The 25168-nt window shown below is 37.2% G+C and carries 24 protein-coding genes, 1 other RNA gene and 1 other annotated feature; of the genes, 4 read left to right on the plus strand and 21 right to left on the minus strand.

Annotation, left to right across the window (positions count from 1 at the left end; genetic code table 11):
• The 9 genes from BR87_RS05840 to BR87_RS05880 all read right to left on the minus strand — a co-directional run bounded on the left by BR87_RS05840 (nt 1) and on the right by BR87_RS05880 (nt 7754).
• Nucleotides 1-705: a methionine ABC transporter permease gene (locus tag BR87_RS05840; RefSeq protein ID WP_084683573.1), complete on the minus strand. Its 705-nt coding sequence runs from the start codon at nt 703-705 to the stop codon at nt 1-3.
• Nucleotides 689-1729 carry a methionine ABC transporter ATP-binding protein gene (locus BR87_RS05845; RefSeq protein ID WP_035029785.1) on the minus strand — a complete coding sequence of 347 codons (1041 nt, stop codon included), beginning with the start codon at nt 1727-1729 and terminating at the stop codon, nt 689-691. The genes BR87_RS05840 and BR87_RS05845 overlap by 17 nt, the downstream gene beginning before the upstream one ends.
• Nucleotides 1730-1811: 82 nt before the next feature.
• Nucleotides 1812-2074 (minus strand) — a binding site (T-box leader).
• A 511-nt stretch (nt 2075-2585) separates the two neighbouring features.
• On the minus strand, nt 2586-2942 hold the full coding sequence (locus tag BR87_RS05850; protein ID WP_035029788.1) for a glycine cleavage system H family protein: 357 nt from the start codon (nt 2940-2942) through the stop codon (nt 2586-2588).
• On the minus strand, nt 2939-3313 hold the full coding sequence (locus BR87_RS05855; RefSeq protein ID WP_035029791.1) for an arsenate reductase family protein: 375 nt from the start codon (nt 3311-3313) through the stop codon (nt 2939-2941). Before BR87_RS05855 ends, BR87_RS05850 begins: the two co-directional genes overlap by 4 nt.
• A gap of 34 nt (nt 3314-3347) precedes the next feature.
• The gene (locus BR87_RS05860; protein WP_035029794.1) at nt 3348-4520 is read right to left on the minus strand and encodes an FtsW/RodA/SpoVE family cell cycle protein; all 1173 of its coding nucleotides are present in this window, start codon (nt 4518-4520) and stop codon (nt 3348-3350) included.
• Nucleotides 4521-4695: 175 nt separating this feature from the next.
• Nucleotides 4696-5712, minus strand: a complete 1017-nt coding sequence (locus BR87_RS05865; RefSeq protein ID WP_035029795.1) for a YihY/virulence factor BrkB family protein — start codon at nt 5710-5712, stop codon at nt 4696-4698.
• Between the two features lie 53 nt (nt 5713-5765).
• Complete coding sequence (locus BR87_RS05870; RefSeq protein ID WP_035029798.1) at nt 5766-5996, minus strand: DUF2969 family protein; 231 nt, start codon at nt 5994-5996, stop codon at nt 5766-5768.
• Nucleotides 5997-6214: 218 nt separating this feature from the next.
• A complete protein-coding gene (gene ald / locus BR87_RS05875; RefSeq protein WP_035029801.1) occupies nt 6215-7330 on the minus strand; it encodes an alanine dehydrogenase in 1116 nt (371 codons plus the stop codon).
• A 214-nt stretch (nt 7331-7544) separates the two neighbouring features.
• Complete coding sequence (locus BR87_RS05880; RefSeq protein ID WP_313467340.1) at nt 7545-7754, minus strand: YwbE family protein; 210 nt, start codon at nt 7752-7754, stop codon at nt 7545-7547.
• 180 nt (nt 7755-7934) lie between these two features.
• Between BR87_RS05880 and BR87_RS05885 the strand changes: the two genes are divergently transcribed.
• Both BR87_RS05885 and BR87_RS05890 read left to right on the plus strand, forming a co-directional pair.
• Nucleotides 7935-8843, plus strand: a complete 909-nt coding sequence (locus BR87_RS05885; protein WP_035029804.1) for an AEC family transporter — start codon at nt 7935-7937, stop codon at nt 8841-8843.
• Nucleotides 8844-8935: 92 nt separating this feature from the next.
• Nucleotides 8936-9919 (plus strand): acyltransferase family protein, encoded by a 984-nt coding sequence (locus BR87_RS05890; RefSeq protein ID WP_035029806.1) that lies wholly within the window; start codon nt 8936-8938, stop codon nt 9917-9919.
• Between the two features lie 460 nt (nt 9920-10379).
• Here the strand turns inward: BR87_RS05890 and BR87_RS05900 are convergent, their stop codons facing one another.
• Nucleotides 10380-10868: a MepB family protein gene (locus BR87_RS05900; protein ID WP_035029812.1), complete on the minus strand. Its 489-nt coding sequence runs from the start codon at nt 10866-10868 to the stop codon at nt 10380-10382.
• A 158-nt stretch (nt 10869-11026) separates the two neighbouring features.
• Here BR87_RS05900 and BR87_RS05905 point away from each other — a divergent pair, with 158 nt between their 5' ends.
• Complete coding sequence (locus BR87_RS05905; RefSeq protein WP_035029815.1) at nt 11027-11665, plus strand: HAD family hydrolase; 639 nt, start codon at nt 11027-11029, stop codon at nt 11663-11665.
• A 139-nt stretch (nt 11666-11804) separates the two neighbouring features.
• Here BR87_RS05905 and ssrA read toward each other — a convergent pair.
• The 3 genes from ssrA to BR87_RS05915 all read right to left on the minus strand — a co-directional run bounded on the left by ssrA (nt 11805) and on the right by BR87_RS05915 (nt 14913).
• Nucleotides 11805-12171, minus strand: a transfer-messenger RNA (tmRNA) gene (gene ssrA, locus BR87_RS12840).
• Between the two features lie 271 nt (nt 12172-12442).
• Nucleotides 12443-13852 (minus strand): ISLre2 family transposase, encoded by a 1410-nt coding sequence (locus tag BR87_RS05910; RefSeq protein WP_035027845.1) that lies wholly within the window; start codon nt 13850-13852, stop codon nt 12443-12445.
• A gap of 140 nt (nt 13853-13992) precedes the next feature.
• A complete protein-coding gene (locus BR87_RS05915) occupies nt 13993-14913 on the minus strand; it encodes a nuclease-related domain-containing protein (RefSeq protein WP_035029818.1) in 921 nt (306 codons plus the stop codon).
• Nucleotides 14914-15714: 801 nt separating this feature from the next.
• Here BR87_RS05915 and BR87_RS05920 point away from each other — a divergent pair.
• A complete protein-coding gene (locus BR87_RS05920) occupies nt 15715-16449 on the plus strand; it encodes an NAD-dependent protein deacylase (RefSeq protein ID WP_035029821.1) in 735 nt (244 codons plus the stop codon).
• Between the two features lie 83 nt (nt 16450-16532).
• On the opposite strand, the gene BR87_RS05925 is transcribed toward BR87_RS05920, so the two are convergent.
• From BR87_RS05925 to smpB, 8 genes are all read right to left on the minus strand, one after another.
• Nucleotides 16533-17309, minus strand: a complete 777-nt coding sequence (locus BR87_RS05925; protein ID WP_035029823.1) for a Cof-type HAD-IIB family hydrolase — start codon at nt 17307-17309, stop codon at nt 16533-16535.
• Nucleotides 17310-17334: 25 nt separating this feature from the next.
• Complete coding sequence (locus BR87_RS05930; protein WP_035029825.1) at nt 17335-18018, minus strand: histidine phosphatase family protein; 684 nt, start codon at nt 18016-18018, stop codon at nt 17335-17337.
• A gap of 108 nt (nt 18019-18126) precedes the next feature.
• Nucleotides 18127-20100 carry a fructose-bisphosphatase class III gene (locus BR87_RS05935; protein ID WP_035029827.1) on the minus strand — a complete coding sequence of 658 codons (1974 nt, stop codon included), beginning with the start codon at nt 20098-20100 and terminating at the stop codon, nt 18127-18129.
• Nucleotides 20101-20264: 164 nt separating this feature from the next.
• A complete protein-coding gene (locus BR87_RS05940) occupies nt 20265-20738 on the minus strand; it encodes a glutathione peroxidase (protein WP_035029829.1) in 474 nt (157 codons plus the stop codon).
• 194 nt (nt 20739-20932) lie between these two features.
• A complete protein-coding gene (locus tag BR87_RS05945; RefSeq protein WP_035029831.1) occupies nt 20933-21772 on the minus strand; it encodes a M55 family metallopeptidase in 840 nt (279 codons plus the stop codon).
• 24 nt (nt 21773-21796) lie between these two features.
• The gene (locus BR87_RS05950; RefSeq protein ID WP_035029833.1) at nt 21797-22873 is read right to left on the minus strand and encodes a M42 family metallopeptidase; all 1077 of its coding nucleotides are present in this window, start codon (nt 22871-22873) and stop codon (nt 21797-21799) included.
• 81 nt (nt 22874-22954) lie between these two features.
• Nucleotides 22955-24592, minus strand: a complete 1638-nt coding sequence (locus BR87_RS05955) for a peptide ABC transporter substrate-binding protein (RefSeq protein WP_035029836.1) — start codon at nt 24590-24592, stop codon at nt 22955-22957.
• Between the two features lie 107 nt (nt 24593-24699).
• Nucleotides 24700-25158, minus strand: coding sequence for an SsrA-binding protein SmpB (smpB, locus tag BR87_RS05960; protein ID WP_035029840.1), 459 nt, complete (start codon nt 25156-25158; stop codon nt 24700-24702).
• Between the last annotated feature and the right edge of the window lie 10 nt (nt 25159-25168).

A 25168-nucleotide genomic window follows, 5' to 3' on the forward strand; every position in this document is an offset into this window, starting at 1 on the left:
TTAACGCTTGTCTATCCGCTTGACTGCGCTGTCTCCAATGAATTGGATAATAAAAACGACCACGAGAATAATCAATGTGGCAATCAATGTCACAGCTGGTTGATTACGTTGAAATCCTTCTAAGTAAGCTAGATTTCCTAATCCACCTGCTCCGATGACACCTGCCATGGCCGTATAACCGACTAATGAAATAGTCGTCACCGTCAGTCCGGAAACGATGGCCGGCAAACTTTCCGGTATGAGGACTTTATAAATAATTTCCCATTTGTTTGCTCCCATCGCTTCTGCTGCTTCGATTACACCTTTATCGATCTCGCGAAAGCCGATTTCTACTAGTCGCCCATAAAAAGGGGCTGAAGAAACAATCAAAGCGGGTAAAGCAGCCATTGGGCCAATCATGGAACCAACTAAACTTTTGGTTATCGGCATCATGAGTACAATCAAGATAATAAATGGAACAGAACGAAAGACATTTACAAGAATGGCTACAACCCCATACAATCCCTTGGCAAAAAACGTATCTTTTCCATTTGTTTCGTATAGCAGCAGCCCTAGCAACAAACCTAGCAGGAAGACGACGATCACTGAACCGGCTGTCATCCCTAGTGTTTGGATAGCTGCTTTTTGCATTCTGTCCCAATGGATTTCTGAAAAATCAAAGTACTGGCTCATCAATCCTGCTCCAATTTTAAGATTCGACAACATGTTCCATCACCTCTACTCCTACTTTCATTTGATTCAAGCGTTCGATGGCTTGAGCAATTTGCGGTTCGCTGCCGGTCAACTGCACATACAATGAACCGATCGACCCTTCTTTTGCGTGTCGAATATTTCCTTGGATGATATTCAACTCTACTTCATAGTCCCGCACAATTTTAGAAATGACCGGCATTTTGACCTGTTCTTCCTGAAAAGTTAAATGAATAATTTTTCCTTCAGGATAAGCGGTCAGCATTTCTTCCAAAATCTCATCTGTATCTTCACTGTTCGGATTAGCATCTTGCCGGATAAACCGTTTTGTGATTTCTTGTTGAGGATGTTTAAAAACTTCCATTACATCTCCTGATTCGACAACGGTTCCGTTATCCATCACAGCCACCTTATGGCAAATTTTACGAACCACATGCATTTCATGCGTGATCAAAACAATGGTTAAATTCAATCGTTTATTGATATCCAGCAACAAATCGAGGACTTCATCCGTTGTTTGAGGATCTAGAGCACTCGTTGCTTCATCGCATAATAACAGTGTAGGTTCATTTGCTAAAGCACGTGCGATTCCGACCCGTTGTTTTTGTCCACCAGATAATTGAGCGGGATAAGTTTCTTCACGTCCTTCCAAACCGACTAATCGAATCAGTTCTTTCGCTTTCTTAATGCTTTTAGCTTTTCCCATCCCGGCAATTTCTAATGGAAATAGAACATTTTCTAATACTGTTCTTGACCATAAAAGATTGAAGTGTTGAAAAATCATTCCGATTTTTTGTCGTTCTTTCCTTAAATCTTTTCCTGTTAATTTTGAAATAATATTGCCGTTGACAGCTACGGTTCCCGATGTAGGAGTTTCAAGTCCATTAAACATCCGGACTAATGTGCTCTTTCCAGCTCCTGAATAACCCACAATGCCGTATATTTCACCGTCTTTAATGGTTAAATTCACATCTTCAACGGCTGTCAGCTGTCCTTGTTTCGTTTGGAAAACTTTTTTGATATTGGCTAATTCAATCATTGGTCATTTCCTTCCTTGGTCATTTTCAAACAATTCTCATAAATAAAAAAACTTCCGCCCTCATATTAAGTCATTTACTTAATATAAGGACGAAAGTTGTTACTTTTCGTGTTACCACCTTAGTTCACCGATTTATCACTAAACCAGTCTCATCCAGTACGAAAGCTCATTGCAGCTCGTATACTGTGGCACTTTATCGGATGCTTCCGGAATCAGCTTATGCTATGCATTCACTCATTCTGCTCAAAGACCATCTTCAGTTCGACTCCCATTCCCTCTTTTCAGCAACCGAGGTTCTCTAATAAATGTTTGTAACGAACGTACTCTTCTTATCTACGCATTTAGATATGATATTGTCCACATTCTAACAGAAGCTGTTTTGTCTGTCAACTAGCAAAAAACGTTGATTTTTGTCAAAAATAGTAATCTTTGTCTGAAATCTAAAACCCAGCATATGAAACAACACTTCAAAACTTATACTATCTCGTTTTTTAGCACCTAGTTCTTGCATAAATCAAGGACCATCAAACGTTCTATCACTAATAAAAAATTAAGGAGGATGTTCACTCTTTACCGCATTAAAAAAAGTTTAAGTGACATAAGGTACGTATGTTTTCAATGTTATGTCACAGAAACGGGCTTTGCCTGACATATCGCTCTTCATTTTAAGACGTTAAGGCAGGCAACCGGTATTTGCGTGACGTATGCTGCATCTTTTCTCACACTTAAGGCAGGCAAAAAAATTTTGAACACAAAAAACCACTAAACGGCTCCTTAGAAAGGCAATTTAGTGGTTTTTGCTGTTACATATAAGGTTTTTAACAAGAACTATTTTATCTATCAATTAAAAAAATTGTTAAACCTCGTCGGAAAGAGCATTGAATTCGGCTTCATCGACTTCTGTTACATCCACGATCCAATTTTTATCACGATTACTTGTGTTTAAGTCTTCTGGATTGTCCGCTAATTCCGTATTAAAACTCATAACTTTTCCTGAAAAAGGAGCGATTAATTCAGTAACAGCTTTCGCTCCTTCAACTCCGATCAAATTATCGTTTTTTTCTACTCGTGCAACGTCAGTCGGAATTTCGACAAACATCACTTCACCTAAGTCATCTTGTCCTTTTTCAGACAAACCGATTCGGTAGTGTTCGCCATCTTTTAAAATCCATAAGCCATTTTCACTGTATTTTACTTTTGTTTTTTCAGTCATTTTTCTTCTCCTTTACTGGTGAGCCATTCTTTTTCAAATCGTTCTTCTTTGAATCCTACCGTAACTTTTTTACCATTTGTTACGAGTGGGCGCTTAATCAGCATCCCATCAGTTGCAAGCAACGCTGCTGCCGTTTCTTTATCCATTGTGGGGACCGTTTCTTTTAATCCTAACTCACGGTAACGATTGCCGCTTGTATTAAAAAAACGAGCAATTGGCAAGTCAGACAACGTCATCCATTCCATTAGTTGTTCTTTGGAAGGCGGTGCAGCAATCATATCGATGGCTTCATATGCAATTCCTTGCTGATCCAGCCACTTTCTGCCATTTCGACACGTAGAACAAGTTGGGTGTTGATAATAGTATAGCATCTTTATTCTCTCCATTTCACTTCAGTTGAAGAAATTAAAATCCTTCCCGTTCTTCAGAAAACATGTAACTGCGGTAATGGTACCTCATTGACATGATCAAGCCTACTCCCATCATATTCCCCAACAAGGCTGTTCCACCTTGAGAAATAAACGGAAGCGGAATTCCGGTCAGCGGCAATAAACCAATTCCCATTCCAATGTTTTCAAGAACGTGGAATAAGATCATCATGATAACTCCTGTAGAGATATACGTGTAAAATTCATTTTTTGTATCAAAACAGATACGAATCATTTGATAAATCAATAAAAAATAAATAAAGATCAAAATACAACTGCCGATAAAGCCGAAGTTTTCACCGATGGTTGCAAAAATCATATCGGACTCTCGAACGGGGACGTATACTTCTGAAACACCGAACCCTTTACCAAATACTTTACCTGATCCGATGGCTTTCATACTCTGAATCAATTGATAAGCTGCATCTGCAGCATCATGATAAGGATCGAGCCAAGAATCGACTCTAGCAAACTGATAGGGTTTAAAACCTAGCTTCAACAAGAAACTGCGGTCATATACCACTAGAAAGAGCAAACCGCCGCCGAGAGCAGAAATACTTAAAAACAGCGGTAAAAGGAGGCGCCACGTTACTCCTGACATTAAAATAACGCCGCCGATGATAGCTAAAAAGACTAAAGTCGTTCCTAAATCTTGTTCTAGTAAAATCAAAATCAACGGCGGTAAAGAAATGGCGATAATCTTCCCAATCAGCAACAGATCGGCTTTTACAAAATGTTCATCGTATTCGCTGTTGTGCCGAGTCACTACTCGCGCTAACATTAGAATAAAGGCAATTTTCATGACTTCAGCAGGCTGGAAAGTAATGGGACCAATCTTAAACCAGCTTTTTGCGCCTGTGAAGGCTGCAGTCGGCCGATCATAAAAAAACAACACTAAGACTAAGAGCAGCAATCCCACTCCATAGGCGATCGGCGCCAGCTTCCAAAGCTGCTCTGAGTCAAACTGCATGATCACAACAATCGCTATAATCCCCACTATATACCAAATAACTTGCATAATGGTTATTTGCAGTCCTTTACCTTCAATCATATAGGTCGTTGCAAAGAGTGTGGCTATACTGATGATTGCTAACAACATAATAGATAATATGATTCCATAGTCTATTTTTGATTCTTTGTTCTCATTCATATTTCTAAAAATCTCCTTGTCTCTTCAATTAAGCAATTAAAACCGTTATTGAACTTCATCTATTATATAAGAAACGGCAAACAAAAAAAAGGATGGGATAAAAAAATCCCATCATCTTTACTCTTTTATAAGAAATCAGCTAAATTTATACCGCTTAGAATGAACTATCAGAAACTTAATTTAACGGTTCTTCTGCTGCTCCAGCTTCTTCCGCTTGGTGATCAGCGACTGTTTTAACTTTCGTTAGTTTCCCTCGTTGTCTCTCAGCTGATTCGATCAAATAATCTTTTTGCGTTTTACCTGCTTCAGCTGCTTCTTTTTCTTGTTTAGTTTGTTCAACGGTTTTGTTCGTCTTATATTGATAGTAAACGGTATTGAGGAATGCCCCCATCAATAAAATCATAGCTGATAAATAAAGCCATAACATCAGCACAATCACCACACCGAATGCTCCGCTTCCTGCTGCTGCCCCACCGGCATATTTCACATAAAGAGAGAAGCCTTGAGACAGAATCAACCAGCCGATAGTGGTAAATATGGCACCCGGCACTGCGTATTTTATACTTAAACCATGATTCGGCAATAAGAAATAAACCAACGTAAGCACAATAATCAAAACGACCAATAAAATCAACCAACGGAATCCCAGCACAGTTTCAATCAAAGGCAGCTGAATGTGTAGAAACTTCTCCACTAAATGCAGGATCTGCTTACCAAAAACAAAGGCGAACAAAATGAGTCCAACAACTCCTACAACCGCTAAATTAATTAGAAAAGAAACCGCCCGTACAATAATGAAATTTTTTCGTTTTTCAACGCCATACACATCATTCAATACTACTTGCATCGCATTAAACGCTTTACTCGCTGACCAAAGAGAGGTGATCAACCCGATTGAAATGATGCCACCATGCGTATTGTTTAAAAAATCAGCTAACATAGGCTGTATGATTTTGTAAATATCCGGCGGCAATGCCGTTTTTAAATATGGCAAGATATCTGATGCACTGATGGGTAAAAAAGGAATGATATTAGCCACTACCAGTAAAATAGGCGCTATCGAAAGTAAAATAAAGTAAGCTAGTTCAGCTGAATTGGAAGATACTTCAGCTCGCTCCCAATTGGGTTTGATGATCTCTAGCCATTTTTTTGCTTTTTCTTTAAACGAAGCTTCTTTTGGAATTGCTGACATCTACCATCACGTCCTTTACAAGTTATTCAAATATGCAGTCTGTCTGCTTATCACTACAGTTGATGTAAATTATAATCCATTAACAAATTATTTATGCCCTCATCAATTGACTTCGCTTTTGATTCGGTACCTGCATTGGTTATGACCGTTACAGGTTTTCCTTCTTCTTGTTGGATCATACCGATTTTTTCTTGGTTCACATACAAAGCCAGTTCCACAAAACCTTCTTTGTTTTGTGCTGTTTCTTTTACTTCCACTTGAATTTTTTTACTGCTTTTTGCCATAAATAAACTCCTTTTGTTTAATTTCTCATTTTTAGTATACTCTATTTTTTCTTTTTTATCACTTATCACCTATTGTACAACTGATTTTCGAGGTATAGGTTCTTTAAGTATGCTAACTGATCTGAATTTCAGCTCTTTTTTTCATAAGTTTATTTAGTCAAAGTATTCCTTTTTTATAAAAAAAGCCAGTCCTTTTACAGAACTGACTTTTTTCTTTGCTATTTATTGAAACAAGTACTTGCTTCAACATAGTCGATATCTAATGATTGAGCAACTTCTTTTTTAGTTAGCTTATAGTCCATTACATTGATCCCGCCGTAGACAGTTGGGTTGTCTTGTGAGGCTTGAACAACGCCTTTATTAGCGATTTCTAAAGCATAAGGTATCGTAACGTTTGTCAACGCCATTGTCGATGTTTTAGCAACAGCTCCCGGCATATTGGCTACAGCATAATGAAGCACACCATGGCGTGTATAAACAGGGTTATCATGGGTGGTTACTTTATCAGCAGTTTCTACGATCCCGCCTTGGTCAACAGCAATGTCCACAATCACGGAACCTTCTTCCATCGATTCAACCATTTCTTCTGTAACAAGTGTTGGAGCTTTAGACCCTGGAATCAATACCGCACCGATCACTAAATCAGCTGTTTTCACTTGTTCTGCGATATTGTATTCATTCGACATCAACGTCGTGACAGAGTTTCCGAAAATATTGCCTAATTCAGCTAAACGTGCAGGATTTACATCTAAAATCGTGACATCGGCACCAAGTCCGACAGCCATTTTAGCTGCATGCATGCCTGAAACACCGCCGCCGATAATGACTACATTACCTGTTGAAACTCCTGGCGTACCGCCAAGCAGTAATCCTTTACCACCGTAGTTATTTTCTAAAAATTGTGCACCGATTTGGACAGCCATTCTACCGGCTACTTGACTCATTGGTGTTAATAACGGTAAGACACCGTCTTTTTCCATTGTTTCATATCCAATTGCTGTTACGCCAGTTTCCATTAATTTTTCTGTTAATTCTTTAGCAGCTGCTAAGTGTAAATAAGTGAAGATGATCAATCCCTCACGGAAATAACCGTATTCTTCTGGCAATGGTTCTTTAACTTTAATAACCATATCTGCAGCCCAAACATCATCTGCATTGTTTACAATTTTTGCACCTGATTCTTCAAACTCAGCGTCCGTAAAGCCTGCTGTTTTTCCAGCTGATGCTTCAACTAAAACTTCGTGTCCGCCTTCTGTAAGACTATAGACACCCGCTGGGGAAATAGCCACCCGATTTTCGTTATTTTTGATTTCTTTAGGTATACCGATTTTCATAATAATTTTCCTCCTATTGAAAATTCACTGAACTCAATTCGAACAGCTTACCTTATTATTATACCCCTCAATTCTTCAAATGTGAACCGAAACGCTGTTGCAAAAGAATGTAAAACCCGTTAAAAGCTTGCACTGGCACTGTTAAAAGGCCCTCAAACTTTTTTTAAAATTCGATTTGAAAACTATTGCAATTAGATGGCAATACAACTATTTCTTAGGCCGTTATAATTTTTTGTACTCGACCAACTTGATTGTCTTCTTCCAGCATGACTTTTATTCCATGAGGATGCTGAGCGCTATTTGTTAAAATACGTTTTACGTGCCCTCTTGTTAAAGTTCCAGTTCGCTGATCTTTTTTCAAGACAATGTCCACTAGCGCACCGATTTTGATATCTGCTCTTTTTTTCCCGTTCAATTCACTCATTCTTTCCCCTACTTTCTTTTGTTTTATTGTACCACATTCGTTTTTGCTCACTAAAACTTTCGCTATTTTTTTGCAAAATAGCTGGTCAATCGCTTTTTGCAACGGTATGATAGTCATAGCGCTGTTTTATTACTGCTAGTTTAATATGCAGCAAAAAGATCAGTTAAAGGAGTTTAGTCCATGGGTCCCATTTTAATACAAGCCGTTGGTTTTTTATTGGTTATTCTTGTAGCCTATTTATTTAAAAAGAGAGGGATGTTAAAAGAGCAAGACGGACACATTCTTTCAAAAATGATTGTTTATATTACTTTACCGGCCGCTATTATCGTAGGTTTTAATGGAGTAGCTGTAAATGCAACTTTTTTCTTGATGATTTTCTTAGGGTTCTTCAGTAATGTTGTGTTAGTTGTTCTTGGTGGAGTTTGGTGGCGAAAAAAATCTGCTGTTGATCAGTCACTGCTAATGTTTGGTATTTCCGGGTACAATATCGGAAATTTCACCATGCCATTTGTTCAAGGCTTCTTCCCGGCTGCTGTGCCTTTTATCGGCAGTTTCGACATGGGAAATTCTTTAATGCTGGCTGGCGGTACGACAGTTGCTGTTGAAAAAATGACAGGACAAAACAAAGAGGTTCTTTCTCTTGTTCGCACATTGCAAAAGCTGCTTTCTTCTCCGCCATTTACTACATACCTGATCATGCTGATATTAGCTCTTACTGGCATTGCTCTGCCGGATTCTGTGCTGAATATCGTGCATCTTTTTTCAAATGCTAATGCTTTCTTATCCATGTTCATGATTGGATTGTACTTAGAATTGCAAATCGACCGTTCTTCTTTAACCACAGTGGCAAAGATTTTAGGATTCCGCTATGGTTGTGGTGCTGTTTTGGCCGCTGCATTTTACTTTTTACTGCCGCTGCCTCAAATCGTTCGTACCATTTTAGTTTTATTAGCCTTTGCTCCCTTTGCCAGTCTTTCAACGATCAATGCAATCATTTTTGGCAATAAGTCCACTAAGGTTGGATTCCTTTCATCTGCTAGTATCATTATCTCGCTTCTGATAATGACCAGTATTTTATTATTTCTTTAATTTTATTTGCTTTATTGATCCGCCTTTCTAGCAAATTACTTTCCAAATAAGTCCAAATGTCTCATAATAGATAGAGAACAGGAGGACTTATTTTGACATACAACCGAACGATCGACATCATTAAAGGATTGGCTATCCTTTTTGTCATTGTAATCCATAGTTTTACAAACAAAACATTGTTAGACTTCGGCGGCCCTTTTTATATTCAACAAGCCGTACCTTTATTTCTGATCATTACTGGTTATAACCATACGATGTCTTATGAAAGAAAAGGGATAGAATCTTTAGCGGTACTGTATCAGCCCGATCTGCTTTTCAAAAAATTGAAACGCATTTTACTGCCCGCGTTGGTTGCTTACCTTTTTCAGATTATCATTGCACCGTTTATTGGCAGAGAAGCCAATGTTTTCTTTTATTTATTCGGACGTGGTGGTTATGGTGGATTTTTTGTTTCCATCATGATTCAAATTGTTTTTTTCTTACCTTTTTTATTTTATTTAGCTAAAAAAAATCACCATCTCATGCTTGTGTTGAGTTTTACTTTTAACCTGATTTTTGAATTTGCCAGCGATGCTTTTGGATTACCTTCATTTATTTATCGTTTGCTTTTTTTTCGTTACCTTTTTGCCATTTCATTAGGCATTTGGTATTACTTTGTTCAAAAAGACAAAAAAAGCCTGCAGCTTATTACAGCCGGTGCTTTATTGAGTGTTCCATATCTTGTTTTGGTTCATTATTTTAATTACGAAGTACCGCTTTTTTCATTTAACACTGCTTGGAAAGGCCAAGATCCTCTAACGTTCTTTTATCCTTTGCTGCTCTTTCATCTAGGTTTGATTTATTTGCCAAAAATAAAATGGAACAGGTTATATGAAGGTTTAGCACAACTCGGTAAACAGTCTTATCATATTTTCATTGTTCAAATGGTTTATTTTTGGATCTCCGCTTCGTTTATTGACAAGTATGAAGTACCATTCCTTATTAATCTTGTAGTCTGTGTTACCATTGGGATTGGCTATTACCATCTTGAAGATACCTATTTAAAATACAGAAGTAAAAAGACTCCTTCTCGTTAACATATATAGTAACTGAAAGAGAGGGAGAGACTTTTGTCTTCCCTCTTCTTTCAGTTTTATTGATTATTTTCTTAAACGTGCTCCTAAAGGCAGAAACGACATCAAATTTGTTCTGCCTTTAGGAGCTTTTTTAATGTTCTTTGTTAAACATACTAAGATCAGTAGTGAAATTTCCTCCGGAATTTACGTGTCTGCTTGCAATAAGCCATGGGACCGACTGGAGCCGTTTCTCCAGTCTTTCAATCCTCAAACGAAGCCTAACCGCTTCGTAATTCGCATTGAATCCTTTACATGGCTGCAAGCAGCCACTATTCCTTCGGAAATTTCAAAGCTGTAGAATAGATTCACTTTTCTTACCAACACCAAAAATAATAGAACCTTTTTTAATTGCCGTACTGGAAAACAATTGCTTTCAATCCTTAAAGATAGTGATTCGTGTATCTTGATTTACTGTTTAATTTCACGTGAAATATAATGCTGCAGCCTGTTGATTGTCTATTTCGTTTGATAAATTTATAAAATAAGCTTCCTGCCATTTTTGAGTTTTTCTTGCAGAAGGATTTAATTCCCTTTCCCACGAAGGATAAACTCTCATCGCCATTTTTCCTTTATCATTTTCGCTTTTTAAAATACCCTTTTCTAATAATAGCAATTTTGGAAAAACAAATTGTCCTATCAGATGATTATCTATAATCGAAACAATTAATTTTTCTGGCATGTTGTCAAACGTATATGGTTGATTCTTATTATCTTTATCTTTTTCCCAAAAAACTACAAAATACCCTTTTTTCTTTGGGGTCTTCTTAGCTAATCGACTTCTGAATGTGTGCTGTTCAATGTTAAATGTAAGTCCTTCATACTCTTTATTTTGATTTTCTTCTTGGAGATTTATCATACGATGCTTTTCGCTGTTTGAAACTATTTTTCTGATTAATTCTAATGATTCCAAGACTCAACGCTCCTTTATAAAGTAAAAAAATAGTTTAAATCTTACTTTAATTTTTTTAAAAGGGGAAACTTAAAGACTTATTTCATAATGTACACTTTAAAACAAAAAAAGTCTCCGGGACTAAATTTGTAAGAATATTATTTAAAGGAGTGCTTTTAATGAAGAAAAAAACTTGGTTCTTTTTTGATGTTGGAGAAACTTTGATAGATGAAACGAGTAGCTACGATCATTATTTTGAACTTTGTACCAATGAATTAAAAAAAGCTTCCATAACTATTTCTCCCAAAGAATATCGAGCTTTAATCGAAGAACAATATGCTAAAAACGGCACTCGCCCTTTATACACGATTTGGAAATCTTTTAATACGGGATTGCCGCAACCCAAATGGGAACACTACAACGAAAAACTATATGATGGTGTCCTGCCTACTTTGTCTCTCTTGAAAAAGGATTATCACCTTGGCATTATTGCGAATCAATCTAAAAACTTAGATTTAAGATTAAAGAATTTGGATATCGATCGTTACTTTGACCTAATTATTTCTTCAAGTGATGTAGGTATTAAAAAACCTGATGCTAAAATTTTTGAATTAGCCTTAAAAAAAGCCAGTATTGATTCACATCATGCCGTATATGTCGGCGATAGAGTGGATAATGATATTATCCCTGCAAAACAATTGGGATTCATTACTGTCCGAATAAAAAATGGATTAGGAAAACGACATAAAGAAGATGCTAGGTATCCTAGTGATTATACGATAGAAGTAATCAATGAACTTTTAGACTTATCATTTTAACTTTCTCGCTTCATCTTCAAGAAATCAATAATGTAAAAAGCTTATAATATCCTACTCTATTAAAACAAAAAAATCCTTTAAAATGCTGTTTTAGCAGCACCTTAAAGAATTTTTATTTTCAGGGCCGAACCCTTTATTTTAGTGGAGACGGCGGGAGTCGAACCCGCGTCCAAATATATCGGCACCTAGACATCTACGCTCATAGTTATGCTACTTAAAAGTTCGCTTGGCATCAGCCACACAACCGGCATCATGCTTTGCTAGTCTGATGATCTCTTCTAAACCTTACAGACGGAAAGGTTTAGCGTATCCCACTGATTATAGGACCCTTGCTCGAGCACATGGGCGATGCCGAGAGGATCTACACTAAGCTGTTTTTACGCAGCTAAAGCGTAAGAGTTGTTATTGTTTTTAGCAGTTATTTTAACTGTAACGTTTTAACGTAGACGTAACCTACGAAGCGCAATCCAAGCTCGACCTATACCTGTCGAATCCGTAACGCCCCCGAATGGGAAGTGTACAGAGTGGAAAAATCAACTCTTCTTTTCCATTACCTATTCAAACTCTCTATTAGTTATTATAACACAAATCTCTAAAAAAGAAAATACGTTCGCTTCTGTAGTTTGTGTCAAGTTTTTCTCGAGCGTCCTATTCCTTCACTAGTTTAGGCACTCTATTTTTGTACACCCATCAGCTACCGCACGGCTCCGCCGCTTGCTGGCCCATCTTTTGGAAGAACGTTCCTAAAACCAGGAACCTTCTCCCAAAAGACAGGAATTAACGAAAACTTTTAATTAATTGTCCTATTGCCGATGAACGAGAGGCATACAATGGAATGATCCCATTCTTTGCCCCGACTGACTGCCGTGTTTTCTCATGCAATAACGACGATAAACGAACCGTTTGGTTCAGCTTGCGTTGTTGTCTCGCACTTCTATTTTGTTGGTGAAGATAGTCTTCACGCAAGGTGTGATTGAACATCCCTTGTTTTACCTTTACCATAGCTTCGCAACCTTCTGCACTCCAATGCATTCCTCGCTTTTTCATGCGAAAAGAGATGTGTCGTTGATTCGACTCCATTGCGCCTAATCCTCTGGCGCCTTTCGGAGCCTGTTCTACTTTTTCGCGCCAATCGAAAATCCGATCCCAATTCCGTAAAACATAGGTTCTAAATGTATTCAGTTTTTCCACTGCTGCTGTTTCGTCTAACGTACTTTCATACGTATCCAGCCAAATAGTTAAATGATCTAAATCATGCGTCTTTAATGCTTGCTTGACCTGCTGTTTAAAAACGTTAGTTTTCACGCCAAATGCACGATTCAAGCCTTGGAAGACATGATAAGAGTCTAGCTGATTGAGAACGGGATAATTCGATTGAGAAAAAGCTTCTTGGAATCTATCTGCAGTATAGCCTTGTCCACCGTCACTATTGGTAATGACTTGGGCTTGTTGTAAGGCATAATGATTCGCTGTAAAGGCTTGAACCTCTGCCCAAAAACCAGCGGTTTTTTTAGTCGTCATAATGGCTTTAGGTTCCTTTAAGGAAACGCGTTTTCCGTTTTTATTCCAGCCTTCGTAAAGAATGGCATGACGAACTTCTAAGCTTTTTTTCTTTTCTGTTCCACGAACAAAAACGCCATCCGCTTCGGCATAGAAATAGTCCACTTTTTTCCCTTCTGGTAATTCAGCTGCTTCTTCTAGCTCCAATACGCTTTCTTCATCTTCACGTGCTTGTGCTGATCCAACGCGTTTAAGAAGACTGCCAACTGTTTGGTGGCTGATTGTGACAGCCGTCCATTCATTTAGCATAGTTGCAGTATCTCGATAAGTAGCTTTACTCGCCAACTCAGCCACTTTTACTTCTACTAATGGACTATGACGCTGATATTTTCGAATGCCTAACCACTCATCTAGTGGATAATGATTCTGATCCGTGTGATCTACCATTAAGGTACGATAGTACCGAACGGGACCGAAAATAAATTGGACCGTTTTCCAATCTTCTCGTTTCACTTTCCAACCTTCAAGTTGTTTCTCCTCTTTGATCACCTGATTGATATGAGTGAAGACATCTCCCACTAATTCAGAAAATACTTCATACATATAAACCTGAATAGCTTCTTCTGTCTCTATTAAATTGTTTGAATCCTTTATTATTTGGTAAACCTTTGATATAATCTTATTCATAAGAAGGCCTCTTTCAATTATGTATTTGCCGGTCAAGCATACATTTATGATAGAACGCCTTCTTTCTTTTTGCCAGTAAAAAATAATAATATCTCGAGAACTATTTTACACATACGCTTCTGTAATTTTTTATGAATGATTCAAGTTTTAAATTCATAATATCGCCATCGGCCTGTTCCTTTAGCTATTAAATGCTGATTGAAGATATACTTGATTCTCCTAACAGACAGCTGATTATCACACCATTCACAAATAGCAGATACTGTAATTCTTTCATTTGGAAATAAACGTTTATATTCTTGTACATGTCGCATAATGGTTTGAGAAACTACCTCTTTTTTGCCGCAGTACTGACATGTACAAGTTTCTTTTTTTGTAAAACAATCTATGAAGGATCCACAATCAAAACAAGTAACTCCTTTCTTTAATAATTCCTTTCTGTAATATGGTACATTATGTAAAGAAAAGTCTTCCATATGCATTGGTTTAATTTCTTCTGCGAAACGATAATGGTTTTGATTTAACGTCTCTGAAATTCCGTTAACCATTGAAAAATGAGATTTCAACATTCCAGGTAACAATATTCCGCTATTTCTTGGAGCTTGAAACAATGCAAAATCGCGATTCAAAAAAACGATTTGTTTTTTAATAGCCAAATTATATCCCATTTGATCAACCAGTTGGCGCAATGCTGACTCTGCATTTTTTATTTGATAAAGTGGGTCAAATACTTCTTTTTTAGTTCGCTCATAGTACATCTTTTCATTTTCGTAATAGTATTCACCTTCAAAATTTTTAACTTCGTATATATAAAGACACTTTGCAGTGATCAACAAAGTATCAATTTGAAACTTTTTCCCCCTTACCGTTAAATACAAATCATTTAAAACTATGCTCTCACATTTTAATTGTTCTGTTATGGAATCAAACTGCACTTCTCCATTGTATCCTTTGACCCAGTTCGCATACTTATTACGGTCATCTCTTGATAAAGTCATTCGATTAACCAACGATTCCATCACTAACAATCGAAATGGTTTTTCTCTCTCCTTAAAAGCCATTCACCCACTCCTAATGTTTTTCTTTCTCATTCAATACTATCCGCAATCTATATTGTTTTCGTTTCAAATACAGGTAGTAAATTTTTTGAATCCAAAAAATTCTAATTAACTAACTAATTAATTAACTAACCAACTACCTTGTACTGTAAACTAATTTTTGAGTGCGATTATGGGACTTATGAGGAAAATTCCTTCTAACAACTAATTGAGGCTAGTTTTTTCTATCATTTGTCTGATAGACGGGCTCTACCGAACAACTCTCTACTGCTTTCTTGTCTATTTGTCTGATAGACAGGCTCTACCAAACAACTCTCTACTGTTTCCTTGTCTATTTGTCTGCTAGAGGAGCGCTAGCGAACAACTCTCTACTGTTTCCTTATCGATTTGTCTGCTAGACGAGCTCTACTGAACAACTCTCTGCTGTTTTCTTGTCTATTTGTCTGCTAGACGAGCTCTACTGAACAACTCTCTGCTGTTTTCTTGTCTATTTGTCTGCTAGACGGGCTCTACCGAACAACTCTCTACTGTTGCCTTGTCTATTTGTCTGCTAGACAGGCTCTACCAAACAACTCTCTACTGTTTCCTTGTCTATTTGTCTGCTAGAGGAGCGCTACCGAACAACTCTCTGCTGTTTTCTCGCCGATTTGTCTGCTAGACAATCGCTAGCGAACAGTTCCTTTTATTGCTGCCTCTTTAATTACTTTCTCTTCCTTTTTATAAGCGGATTAATACGAACCAATACAATTATGTGCTACTATGTATAGTAGAAACAATTAGATGATATGAAGGAGCATAAAATAAATGACGCATCAAATAGAAACATTGCAAAGATTTATTGATGAAGCTGAAAAAATCGTCTTTTTTGGCGGTGCGGGAGTTTCAACTGAAAGCGGCTTACCTGATTACCGTTCAAATACCGGTACTTATACTGAATTGGAACGGCAGCAGTTAGACCCCAAGAAAATTATGAGTAAACGATATTTATTAAATTACCCGGAAAAATTTTTTAACCGACCTAACACACGTAAAAACACAGAAGCTCCAAAGCCGAATGCAGCGCATCTCTACTTGGCCGAACTAGAAAAACAAGGGAAAGATGTTCGCATCATCACTCAAAATGTGGATGGCTTGCATCAAGCAGCCGGAAGTAAACTGGTTGTTGAATTGCATGGCAATAACCGTCATTTTCACTGTATGGAATGTGGTCGCGAATACAAATTAAATGAAATTCAACGGGATGAGCAGAATATTCCTCGTTGCCCGATTGATAACGGCATCATTCGTGCAGATGTGATTTTATTTGGCGAAAATCTTAAACCGGGAATTTTAGATCGGGCAAAAGAATTGATGGCCAGTTCAGATTTGCTGATTATTGCCGGTACTTCTTTAACAGTCAATCCATCCAAAAACCTTATTCGCTATTTTAAAGGCAAACGAGTCGTTGTCATCAATAAAACTCCACTCACTATTGATTTACCTGTAGATTTAGCTATTGAAGACGCCGTTGGAAAAGTTTTCCAGCAATTAACTGTTTAAATTGCCTAAAAAAACTGACTGAATTCCACTACTTTAAAAGTATACGGAGTTCAGTCAGTTTTTTACTTATTGCCTATCAGAAATTAAATTAAATCGTAATACTTTAACCCTTCTACAATTCCACCATCAACATGGCTCGCAGTAATATATGTGGCTTTTTCTTTTAAAGACGCTAAACCATTTCCCATCGCTACTCCATAATCTACGTGTTCGACCATTTCAATATCATTGGACCCATCGCCGAAAGCGAAAGTCGGGATCGTCTCAAAATTCAGTGTCTTAACTAATTCCGTAATTCCCGTAGCTTTTGAATTCCCTTTTGGAATGGTATCCATACTGTAAGGCGTGTTGCGATAAAAAGATAATTCTGGAAAGTTCATTTTAAAATAAGCGTCTTGTTCTTTATCCGTATTCAATACCAATGCCATCAACACTTCTTCTTCTAAATGCAGGGTACTGTGTACCGACGGAACTTCAGCGTGAATAAACTGATACGCTTCTTTTAGTACTTCTGTTTCACGTGTTGCACGGATTTTATTGTTTGTATAAAAAGACAAGGCAAATTTGCGTTCTTCTGTTGCTTGTTTTAAATTAACCAACGTTTCGACAGGGATGCGATTGCGATAAACTTCTTGGCCTTCATACACAATGTATTGTCCATTAAGTGTAATAAATGAATCAATCGGTGTTTCTTTTAGCACATGCTGAATTTCAATCGGGCTTCGTCCTGTCGCAATAAATGGAATATTGCCTTTTTGCTTCATTTGCTCTAATGCTTCGACTACTTCCGCTTCAACTTTTGATTCTTTATTTAATAACGTGCCGTCTAAGTCAAAAAATACTAATGCATTTGGTTTCAAACTATTTATTCTCCCTTTGCTTTGTTTAATCTTTTTCTAAATCTTTGAAGTGTTCGATTTCATTGTAGCACTCTAAATGATAGCGGCCCTCATAATAGCTGACCTTTGATACACTAGCATTTAACAAAGGTTGCGGATTATCCAGCTCAGGAACTAATCCATTCAACATATACCGAATCGTATTGCCGTGAGCGACGACTAATACTTTGTCTCCCGTATCACGGTGCTTATCGATCAAAGTTAAAAGCCCTTTTTCAATGCGTGACCAAAATTCAAGGTAATTCTCCGCATGGTGATAAGGATCCGCTTCTTTCGTTGCGTTCATTTGTTCCGGTACAGTAGCTTCCGCCCATAGTTCAGCGACAGAAGGGTATTCCATCACTTCATTGATGTTTTCCCATACTTCATCAACATCCATACCTTCGAAAGAACCAAAGAACACTTCACGAAACTCAGGCATAGCTTGTATTTCTAATTCTTCACCAAATTTATTTTCTTCTAAAATAAGACCGGCAGTTTCAATCGTCCGGTTTAGATCACTTGTATACACTGCATCAAATTGTACTTCTGCCAACCCTCTGCCGCTTCTGCGAACATCTTCGCTTCCTTCTTCAGTCAACTGTATATTGCTCCAGCCTTGCATTCTTCTATATAAATTGAAATACGTTTGGCCATGTCTGACAAAATAAAATGTGCATCCTTTATTCAAAAAAATCTCCTCCAGTAACCTAACATTCTCATGCATTTCGTACTCATCTTCTATTGTACCAAAGATAAGCGGGAAATAATAAGTTTTCATTCAGAAAAGAACTTCTGTTTATTTCTTGTGGTTTTCAACGATTTCACCATTTTGGTAAGCTTCCAATAATTCTTTCAAATCTTTTACTTGTTCGGATAAGCGTATACCAATATCAGTTTCTCGAACTTTTTTACGCTCTAATTCGCGGTCTACTACTCTGCGCGTCGACATGATATCAAATTCATCTTCAATGGCATTTTTCAGCGAAGTAAACGGTTGATGTGAAACCAGCTGCATACCGTAAGAATTGTACAACAAAGTATATCCGGCCAGTCCAGTTGTCCCTTGATAGGCTTTAGAGAAACCGCCGTCGATCACTAACATGCGTCCGTCCGCTTTGATCGGATCCTCGCCCCGCTTTTCTTTTACTGGTGTATGTCCGTTAATAATATGTCCTTTAGCAGGGTCTAAACCGAACTCAGCCAGTATTCTCTCACAGGTAGCAATATCATTGCGCATATTGTAATAGGCATTTTTCTTTTCTTCATGAGTCGCTTTATCTTCAACATAGTACCGTTCAAACGTCGTCATTTGATCTTTTCCAAATAACGAAGAAGCAGCTCCTGTCCACAAATACCAAATGATATCTAGATGTTTTTCTTTATTTTCTTTGTCTCTGGTCAAATAGCCTTTACGCAAAATTTCTTCAAATTTATCCAATAACGCTTTCCCTTTATAGGATTTATCCCGAATGTTAAATTCCATAAAACTTCCATCCTCATTTAAAGGAACACATCCATGGAACAATAAATTATCATTGTATTTTAAATACATATTGCCTTTATTGTATAAATAAGAGATGTGTTTTTGCAAACGTCCGCTATTTTTAAAAGCATAAATCAGCTTATCCACAATGGCTTCTTCCTCTTTAGTTAACTTATAAGGATCAGCTGGATCTATGGTTGGAAAATACGTATTGGTCAAAGGATACGTTTCGCCTTTGATCGTGATTGTTCCATTTTCATAATCGATCATATTTAAAACCATCCGGTGTTCCATCTTGAAATCCGGCTGTCTTTTAATGATGACGCCTTCCAATTTAAACTGAATAATCGCAATGGCTTGATGCATTTTAGCGATTTGGCGCACTTCTTCTTCATAAAAATCTTTTTTCTCTTTATCGATTTTTGGATAAAAGCCGTTCGCACTGTCTTCTGTATACGTCATTTCAGCAAAGGTCAGTAATTGCCGTAATGAAATTCCATAAGCATCTTCGATAATCTCTAAGTTATCGTAACGCGCAGAAATCCGTAGAACATTAGCGATACATACTGCCGATCCGCTAGCTGCTCCCATCCATAAAATATCATGGTTGCCCCATTGGATATCAACAGAGTGGTGATCAATCAACGTATCGATAATTTTATCAGGATAAGGTCCTCTGTCATAAATATCTCCGACAACGTGCAAGTGATCGACAACTAAGCGCTGGATCAGATAGGAGATAGCTGCAATAAACTGAGGAGCCCGGTCTAGCGAAATGATACTTTGAATGATTTTGCTATAATAGTCTTCTTTATTTGAAAAACTGTTATCTTTCAATAGCAATTCTTCAATAATGTAAGTAAATTCTCTTGGTAATGCTTTTCTAACTTTAGAACTTGTGTATTTAGAAGCTACAAATACACATAATTCAATCAGACGCGATAAGGTCAATCGATACCATTCATCGATTTCTTCTTCTTTATCAACATCAGCTAAAATATTTTTGATTTTTTCTTCTGGGTAATAAATTAACGTAGCCAATGTACTCATATCTTTTTTACTTAAACGATCGGTAAATATCTCATGAATTTTTTCTTTGATATTTCCTGATCCATTACGCAAAACGTGTTGAAATGCATCATATTCTCCGTGAACATCACTAAGAAAATGTTCTGTCCCTTTAGGTAAATTCATAATGGCTTCTAAATTGATAATTTCTGTGGTGGTTTCTCCAATAGTCGGATACTCTTTAGCCAATAAAGTTAAGTATTTATTTTTGCTATCCATTATCATTCTCCTCCAAAACTTTCATGTATACCAATTAATTGTACCATAGACTTTCTACTTAGGTTTGTTTTTACTTTTCCCTTTTAAAAAAACAAAACTGCCTGAAAGTACCGGCAGTTTTTCTTTGCTGTGCTTAAATCGTTGAAAGTAAAGGAGTTGCAGTATCATGATGCTGCAATAGCTGATACGATAGCATCTTCAATTTTTTCCGGTTTCACTGTAGGACCAAAACGTTCAATAATTTCTCCGTCTTTACCAATTAGAAACTTAGTGAAGTTCCATTTGATTTTTTTATTTCCTGTCTGCTCAGTTAGATAATGATAAAGCGGAGCAGCTTCTTTTCCATTTACTTTGATTTTTTGATGCAAGGGAAAAGATACGTCATAGTTTACTTGACAAAATTCTGTGATTTCATCATTTTCCAATGGTTCTTGGTTCATAAATTGGTTAGAAGGAAAGCCTAATACGACAAAGTCTTGTTCTTTATATTTCTTGTACAATTTTTCTAATCCTTCGAATTGAGGAGCCAATCCGCATTTGCTGGCTGTGTTCACGATTAATACAGGCTTTCCGCGATATTTATCCAGCGAAACTTCATTGCCATCAATTTCTGTTACGGTAAAATCATAAATCGTCATGCTGTATGCCTTCTTTCTCCTTCATTTTTCTTATTATACCAAAGTAAATTGAAGAATACTCTTAATTCGTTTTAAAAAAGAGCCTTATCTAAAGAATGACTCTTCAGATGAGGCAGTTTTCATAGCCTTTTTTAAGTAAGTACTACTTTTTAACGCTAGTCAATTTATTGCTTTCAGCTGCTGTTTTGATGCATTTATTCCGTTCCTGCTAGTGTTACGATCCCCACAATGCCGTTGATCAATGTCTTCATATCTTGACAGACAATTGAAACGGTTCTTCCATCATGTCGAGTAGTTCCAGGTAAAAGTTCTACTTTATCTGCTTGAGCTGTATTGTAAAATTGAATTTTCAATTCAGCCGGCGTTTTCATTTGATACAACTGAAGTTTCTTATAGTCACTTTCTAATACTTCTACTACTTTGGCGATGGTATCTTCGCGAACTTGTTTACGGGGACGGTTTTTAACTGCATATCTCCCTAAAGAATCCTTTGTTTTTACAAAAGATACCCATGGCATCATACCTTTTTCCAACAATTGTGTCTCTAAGCCGGAATCTCCAATAATCAAACCTACTGGTACCCCTAATTCAGCTGCATAGGCTGCATTAACGGTAGTTTCATTCATATATTCCCCATTAATATAAAGATTATATGCAGCTCTTGCGCTATAGCCATGATCAATACAGCCATTTTGTTCCCCAATACCTGCATGATACCCGACAAAAAAGGCTAAATCGTGACTTTCATCTAACCCGCTCATCATATAATCTTTTCTAGGATAACCGCTGACTAAACTAATTCGTTCATCCATATCGGCTAATAGATTATAAGATAAATGTAATCCTAATGCATGAGAATCAGAAATAGTAATTTCAGTAATCTTGTCATTAACTTTGCTTTTTTGAATGCCTTCAATGACCCATTTAACTTGTTGATGGTACATTTCTCTAAAAATTACTTTGTCTTCTTTTTCAAATTGTGGATGAGCAATGCCTGCCATCCCTTCCATATCTACTGATAAATATAATTTCATTATATGCCCTCTTTTCTAAACTGCTTAAAAACTTGCAAGCGTAGCTGCATCTAGTTCTTCAATGATCTTAACGGCTAAGTTTACGGCATGCTGATAATCACTAAACGATACAATACTGTAATGTGTATGAGCATAACGTACTGGTATCCCTAAAACAATCGTAGGCACTCCTTTTTCAGCTAAATTAATCACAGCACCATTCGTTCCGCCACCTTTGCGCACCGATTCTTGAACAGGAATATCGTATTTTTTAGCAATATCTAAGGCAAATTTTTGAAAGCGTGGATTTGTAATCATCAACACGTCCATATGACGCAACATAGGCCCCTTGCTTAGAGCACTTTGAATCATATGCGGCTCTGAAAAAGTATCATCTGCTGGACAACCTTCAAAAACAATTGCAATATCAGGCTGAACTTCTTTAACCGCAACTTTAATGCCTCGATCTCCTACTTCTTCTTGCGAACTAAAACTGCCTATTACATTAACTGGCAATTCTTTACCTTGAAATCTTCCAATTGTATCTAGCATTGCTGCACAGCCAATTCTACAATCAAATGCTTTTCCAAACATTCTTTCTTTTTCAGGGAAGTATTCAAATGCTACATCTGGTACAACTGGTGCACCTATTTTAACTTTAAAATCATTGACTGTTTCGTCATAACTTAAAGACCCGATATCAATGACCATTTCACCCACATCTAACGGTTTGTTGCGATCGGATTCTGACATAAAATGCGGCGGCTGACTAGCAATAATACCTGGAATATAACCTCCATCACTATTCCGGATCCGTACTCGATGTGCTGGAATATTACTAGCAACCCAGCCACCAATAGTTAGAAAGACCAGGGTTCCATTAGGCTTAATCGCTTGTACCATGAAGCCTACCTCATCTGTATGTGCATCTAGATGGACAATCGGTTGATTTTCTTTATTTTCCTGCCTTTTCAAAAATAAGTTTCTAATCCGATCTTCTGATAATTCTCCAATCTCTTTTCCATATTTTTTTAAAACAGCTACAACTTCATCTTCGAAACCTGAAACACCATTAGCGTTAGACAATTCTTTAATTAAATCAAGTGCTTTTTCTTTTTCCATTTTTACCGCATCCTTTTTAATTATTGCTGCTTTTAATTAACTGCAGCATGGCAATTTGCCATGCTGCATCATTCTTATTCGTTACTCTGTAATAGAAACTTTTTTATAGTAAGGGCTACCTAAAGGCCCTAACTCAAGGCCTTTTACTTTAGGATTGACTAAATGAACTTCAGAAATTTGGTATAGTGGCGTCACTGGGTGTTCAGTAAATAACAGTTCTTGTGCTTTTAACATAGAATCCCAACGCTTTTGGTTATCTAGTGCATAATCTTCTGATGCTTCTTTTAAAAGCTTGTCATATTCAGGATCACTCCATTTACCAAAATTATTAGAGTTAGAGGATTTAAATAAATTCAAAAAATCGATTGGATCCGCATAAACGGGAGTCCATCCTCCTAAAACAATATCAAAGTCGCCACTGCGGCTTCTTTCCAGTCTATTTTTAAAAGGCACTGCATTAACCTTCACAGTTAACCCATCTAAGTTTTCTGAAATAACACCTTGAAGATACTCAGAAACTTTTTTAGAAGAGTCAATATCTGATGCTAGAATTGTTATGTCTCCTCCATCAATTCCTAATTCTTCTTTTGCTTCAGCCCATAGTGCTTTCGCTTTCTTCACATCTGTTTTAGTCAGTTCTCCTGCATCTTCAGCAAAATCTTCTCCGTTATCAGCGTTAGTAAAACCAAATGGAACAAAGCCTGTTGCTTTTTTCGAGCCATCGTTTAGTACGTTCTTTGCAATTTGATCTGAATCAATAACTAAAGAAATAGCTTCTCGAGCTTTAAGGTTGCTCAAGATCTCTTTTTTCGTATTATATGAAATATAATACGTTCCAGGCATTTCCCGAATCTGCAAAGCTTCATTATCTTGTTCATGCGCCACAAATTCTCCGCTTATTACTAAGTCATCTAATTGACCGTCTTTGAATAAATTAATACCGGAAGAAGTTTCTTTAATGACTTGCATTTGAACTTCGTCTAAATCCACTTCATCTTTTTCTCGGTATTGGTCATTCTTCACATACTTCCAACTCATACTTGTTCCATTCCAATCTTCCAAAGTAAATGGACCATTAGATAAAGTCGTTTCGCTGCTAGTACCGAACTTATCTCCTTGTTCCTCCACAAATTTTTGGTTCATTGGAAAGAACGCCGGTATAGCAATCAGCGAATTGATATATGGTATCGGGTGTTCCAAAGTCAATTCTAATTCATAATCATTCACTGCTTTGATTCCTAATTCAGTTGGCGGAAGTTCTCCTTTAGCGATGGCTTCATAATTCTTGATGCCTTCAAAATAATAGGATTGCTCTGCTGCTGTAGCTGGATCTACTGTACGTTGCCAAGAATAAACAAAGTCTTTCGCGGTTACGTTGTCTCCATTACTCCATTTGCCATCTTCTTTCAATTTAATTGTATATACTAACCCATCTTTCGAAGGTTTAGCTATTTCAGCAGCTAAAGCTGGCTGTACGTCTCCATTAACATCAAATTCATATAGCCCCTCCATAAACTGACTCATTGCTTCGACACTGACATTATCCATAGCTAAAGATACATCAGCTGTTGGCAACTCCGAACCGATGGCTACATGAAAAACCTGCTTTGCTTCCCCTTTATCATTTTTTGTACTTGCCTCTTTGCTGCTATTTCCTCCACATCCAGCTACTGTAAGAATTAAAGCAATAGCTAACGCACTAATTAATCTTTTTCTCATATAAACCCTCCTTTTTCTAATCGAATTCTAACACAAAAAATAAAAAAAGACTATAAAAAAAGTTACTGCTTCTAAAGTAACTATACTTTAGAAGCAGTAACTCTTCCTTATCTTTCTCTCATCGACCGTGCTAAATCTCGTTTTTGGTCTTTCCGTTTTAGATCTTCGCGTTTATCATAATTTTTCTTCCCTTTAGCTACCCCAATCAATACTTTAGCGTATCCGTCTTTGATATAGACTTTCAGTGGCACGAGCGTATTGCCGCTGCCTTTCATTTCGCCTTCTAAACGATTGATCTGTTTTTTGTGCATCAATAGTTTTCTTGTTCGTAAGGGATCATGATTGAATTGGTTCCCTTGTTCATAAGGGCTGATATGCACATTGTGCAAATAAATCTCACCATTACGTACACGCGCAAATCCATCTTTTAAATTGATTCTTGCTGCCCGAATGGACTTGATTTCAGTTCCTTTAAGAACAATTCCAGCTTCGACTGTATCTAAGATCGTATAATCAAAACGGGCTTTTCTATTTTGAGCAACCAATTTGCCTTCACCTTTTGGCATGTACTTCGCC

The sequence above is a fragment of the Carnobacterium mobile DSM 4848 genome (assembly GCF_000744825.1).
GTDB classification, from domain to species: Bacteria; Bacillota; Bacilli; order Lactobacillales; family Carnobacteriaceae; genus Carnobacterium_A; species Carnobacterium_A mobile.

Excerpts from the sequence above, each read along its gene's own strand:
- BR87_RS05920 (WP_035029821.1), top strand. The coding sequence starts at position 15,715 with ATGACGCATCAAATAGAAACATTGCAAAGATTTATTGATGAAGCTGAA.
- BR87_RS05945 (WP_035029831.1), bottom strand. The coding sequence starts at position 21,772 with ATGAAATTATATTTATCAGTAGATATGGAAGGGATGGCAGGCATTGCT.
- BR87_RS05950 (WP_035029833.1), bottom strand. The coding sequence starts at position 22,873 with ATGGAAAAAGAAAAAGCACTTGATTTAATTAAAGAATTGTCTAACGCT.
- BR87_RS05905 (WP_035029815.1), top strand. The coding sequence starts at position 11,027 with ATGAAGAAAAAAACTTGGTTCTTTTTTGATGTTGGAGAAACTTTGATA.
- BR87_RS05845 (WP_035029785.1), bottom strand. The coding sequence starts at position 1,729 with ATGATTGAATTAGCCAATATCAAAAAAGTTTTCCAAACGAAACAAGGA.
- BR87_RS05840 (WP_084683573.1), bottom strand. The coding sequence starts at position 705 with ATGTTGTCGAATCTTAAAATTGGAGCAGGATTGATGAGCCAGTACTTT.
- BR87_RS05910 (WP_035027845.1), bottom strand. The coding sequence starts at position 13,852 with ATGAATAAGATTATATCAAAGGTTTACCAAATAATAAAGGATTCAAAC.
- BR87_RS05855 (WP_035029791.1), bottom strand. The coding sequence starts at position 3,313 with ATGCTATACTATTATCAACACCCAACTTGTTCTACGTGTCGAAATGGC.
- BR87_RS05870 (WP_035029798.1), bottom strand. The coding sequence starts at position 5,996 with ATGGCAAAAAGCAGTAAAAAAATTCAAGTGGAAGTAAAAGAAACAGCA.
- BR87_RS05940 (WP_035029829.1), bottom strand. The coding sequence starts at position 20,738 with ATGACGATTTATGATTTTACCGTAACAGAAATTGATGGCAATGAAGTT.
- ald (WP_035029801.1), bottom strand. The coding sequence starts at position 7,330 with ATGAAAATCGGTATACCTAAAGAAATCAAAAATAACGAAAATCGGGTG.
- BR87_RS05880 (WP_313467340.1), bottom strand. The coding sequence starts at position 7,754 with ATGAGTGAATTGAACGGGAAAAAAAGAGCAGATATCAAAATCGGTGCG.
- BR87_RS05865 (WP_035029795.1), bottom strand. The coding sequence starts at position 5,712 with ATGTCAGCAATTCCAAAAGAAGCTTCGTTTAAAGAAAAAGCAAAAAAA.
- BR87_RS05955 (WP_035029836.1), bottom strand. The coding sequence starts at position 24,592 with ATGAGAAAAAGATTAATTAGTGCGTTAGCTATTGCTTTAATTCTTACA.
- BR87_RS05915 (WP_035029818.1), bottom strand. The coding sequence starts at position 14,913 with ATGGCTTTTAAGGAGAGAGAAAAACCATTTCGATTGTTAGTGATGGAA.
- BR87_RS05860 (WP_035029794.1), bottom strand. The coding sequence starts at position 4,520 with ATGAATGAGAACAAAGAATCAAAAATAGACTATGGAATCATATTATCT.
- BR87_RS05935 (WP_035029827.1), bottom strand. The coding sequence starts at position 20,100 with ATGGATAGCAAAAATAAATACTTAACTTTATTGGCTAAAGAGTATCCG.
- smpB (WP_035029840.1), bottom strand. The coding sequence starts at position 25,158 with ATGCCAAAAGGTGAAGGCAAATTGGTTGCTCAAAATAGAAAAGCCCGT.
- BR87_RS05850 (WP_035029788.1), bottom strand. The coding sequence starts at position 2,942 with ATGACTGAAAAAACAAAAGTAAAATACAGTGAAAATGGCTTATGGATT.
- BR87_RS05885 (WP_035029804.1), top strand. The coding sequence starts at position 7,935 with ATGGGTCCCATTTTAATACAAGCCGTTGGTTTTTTATTGGTTATTCTT.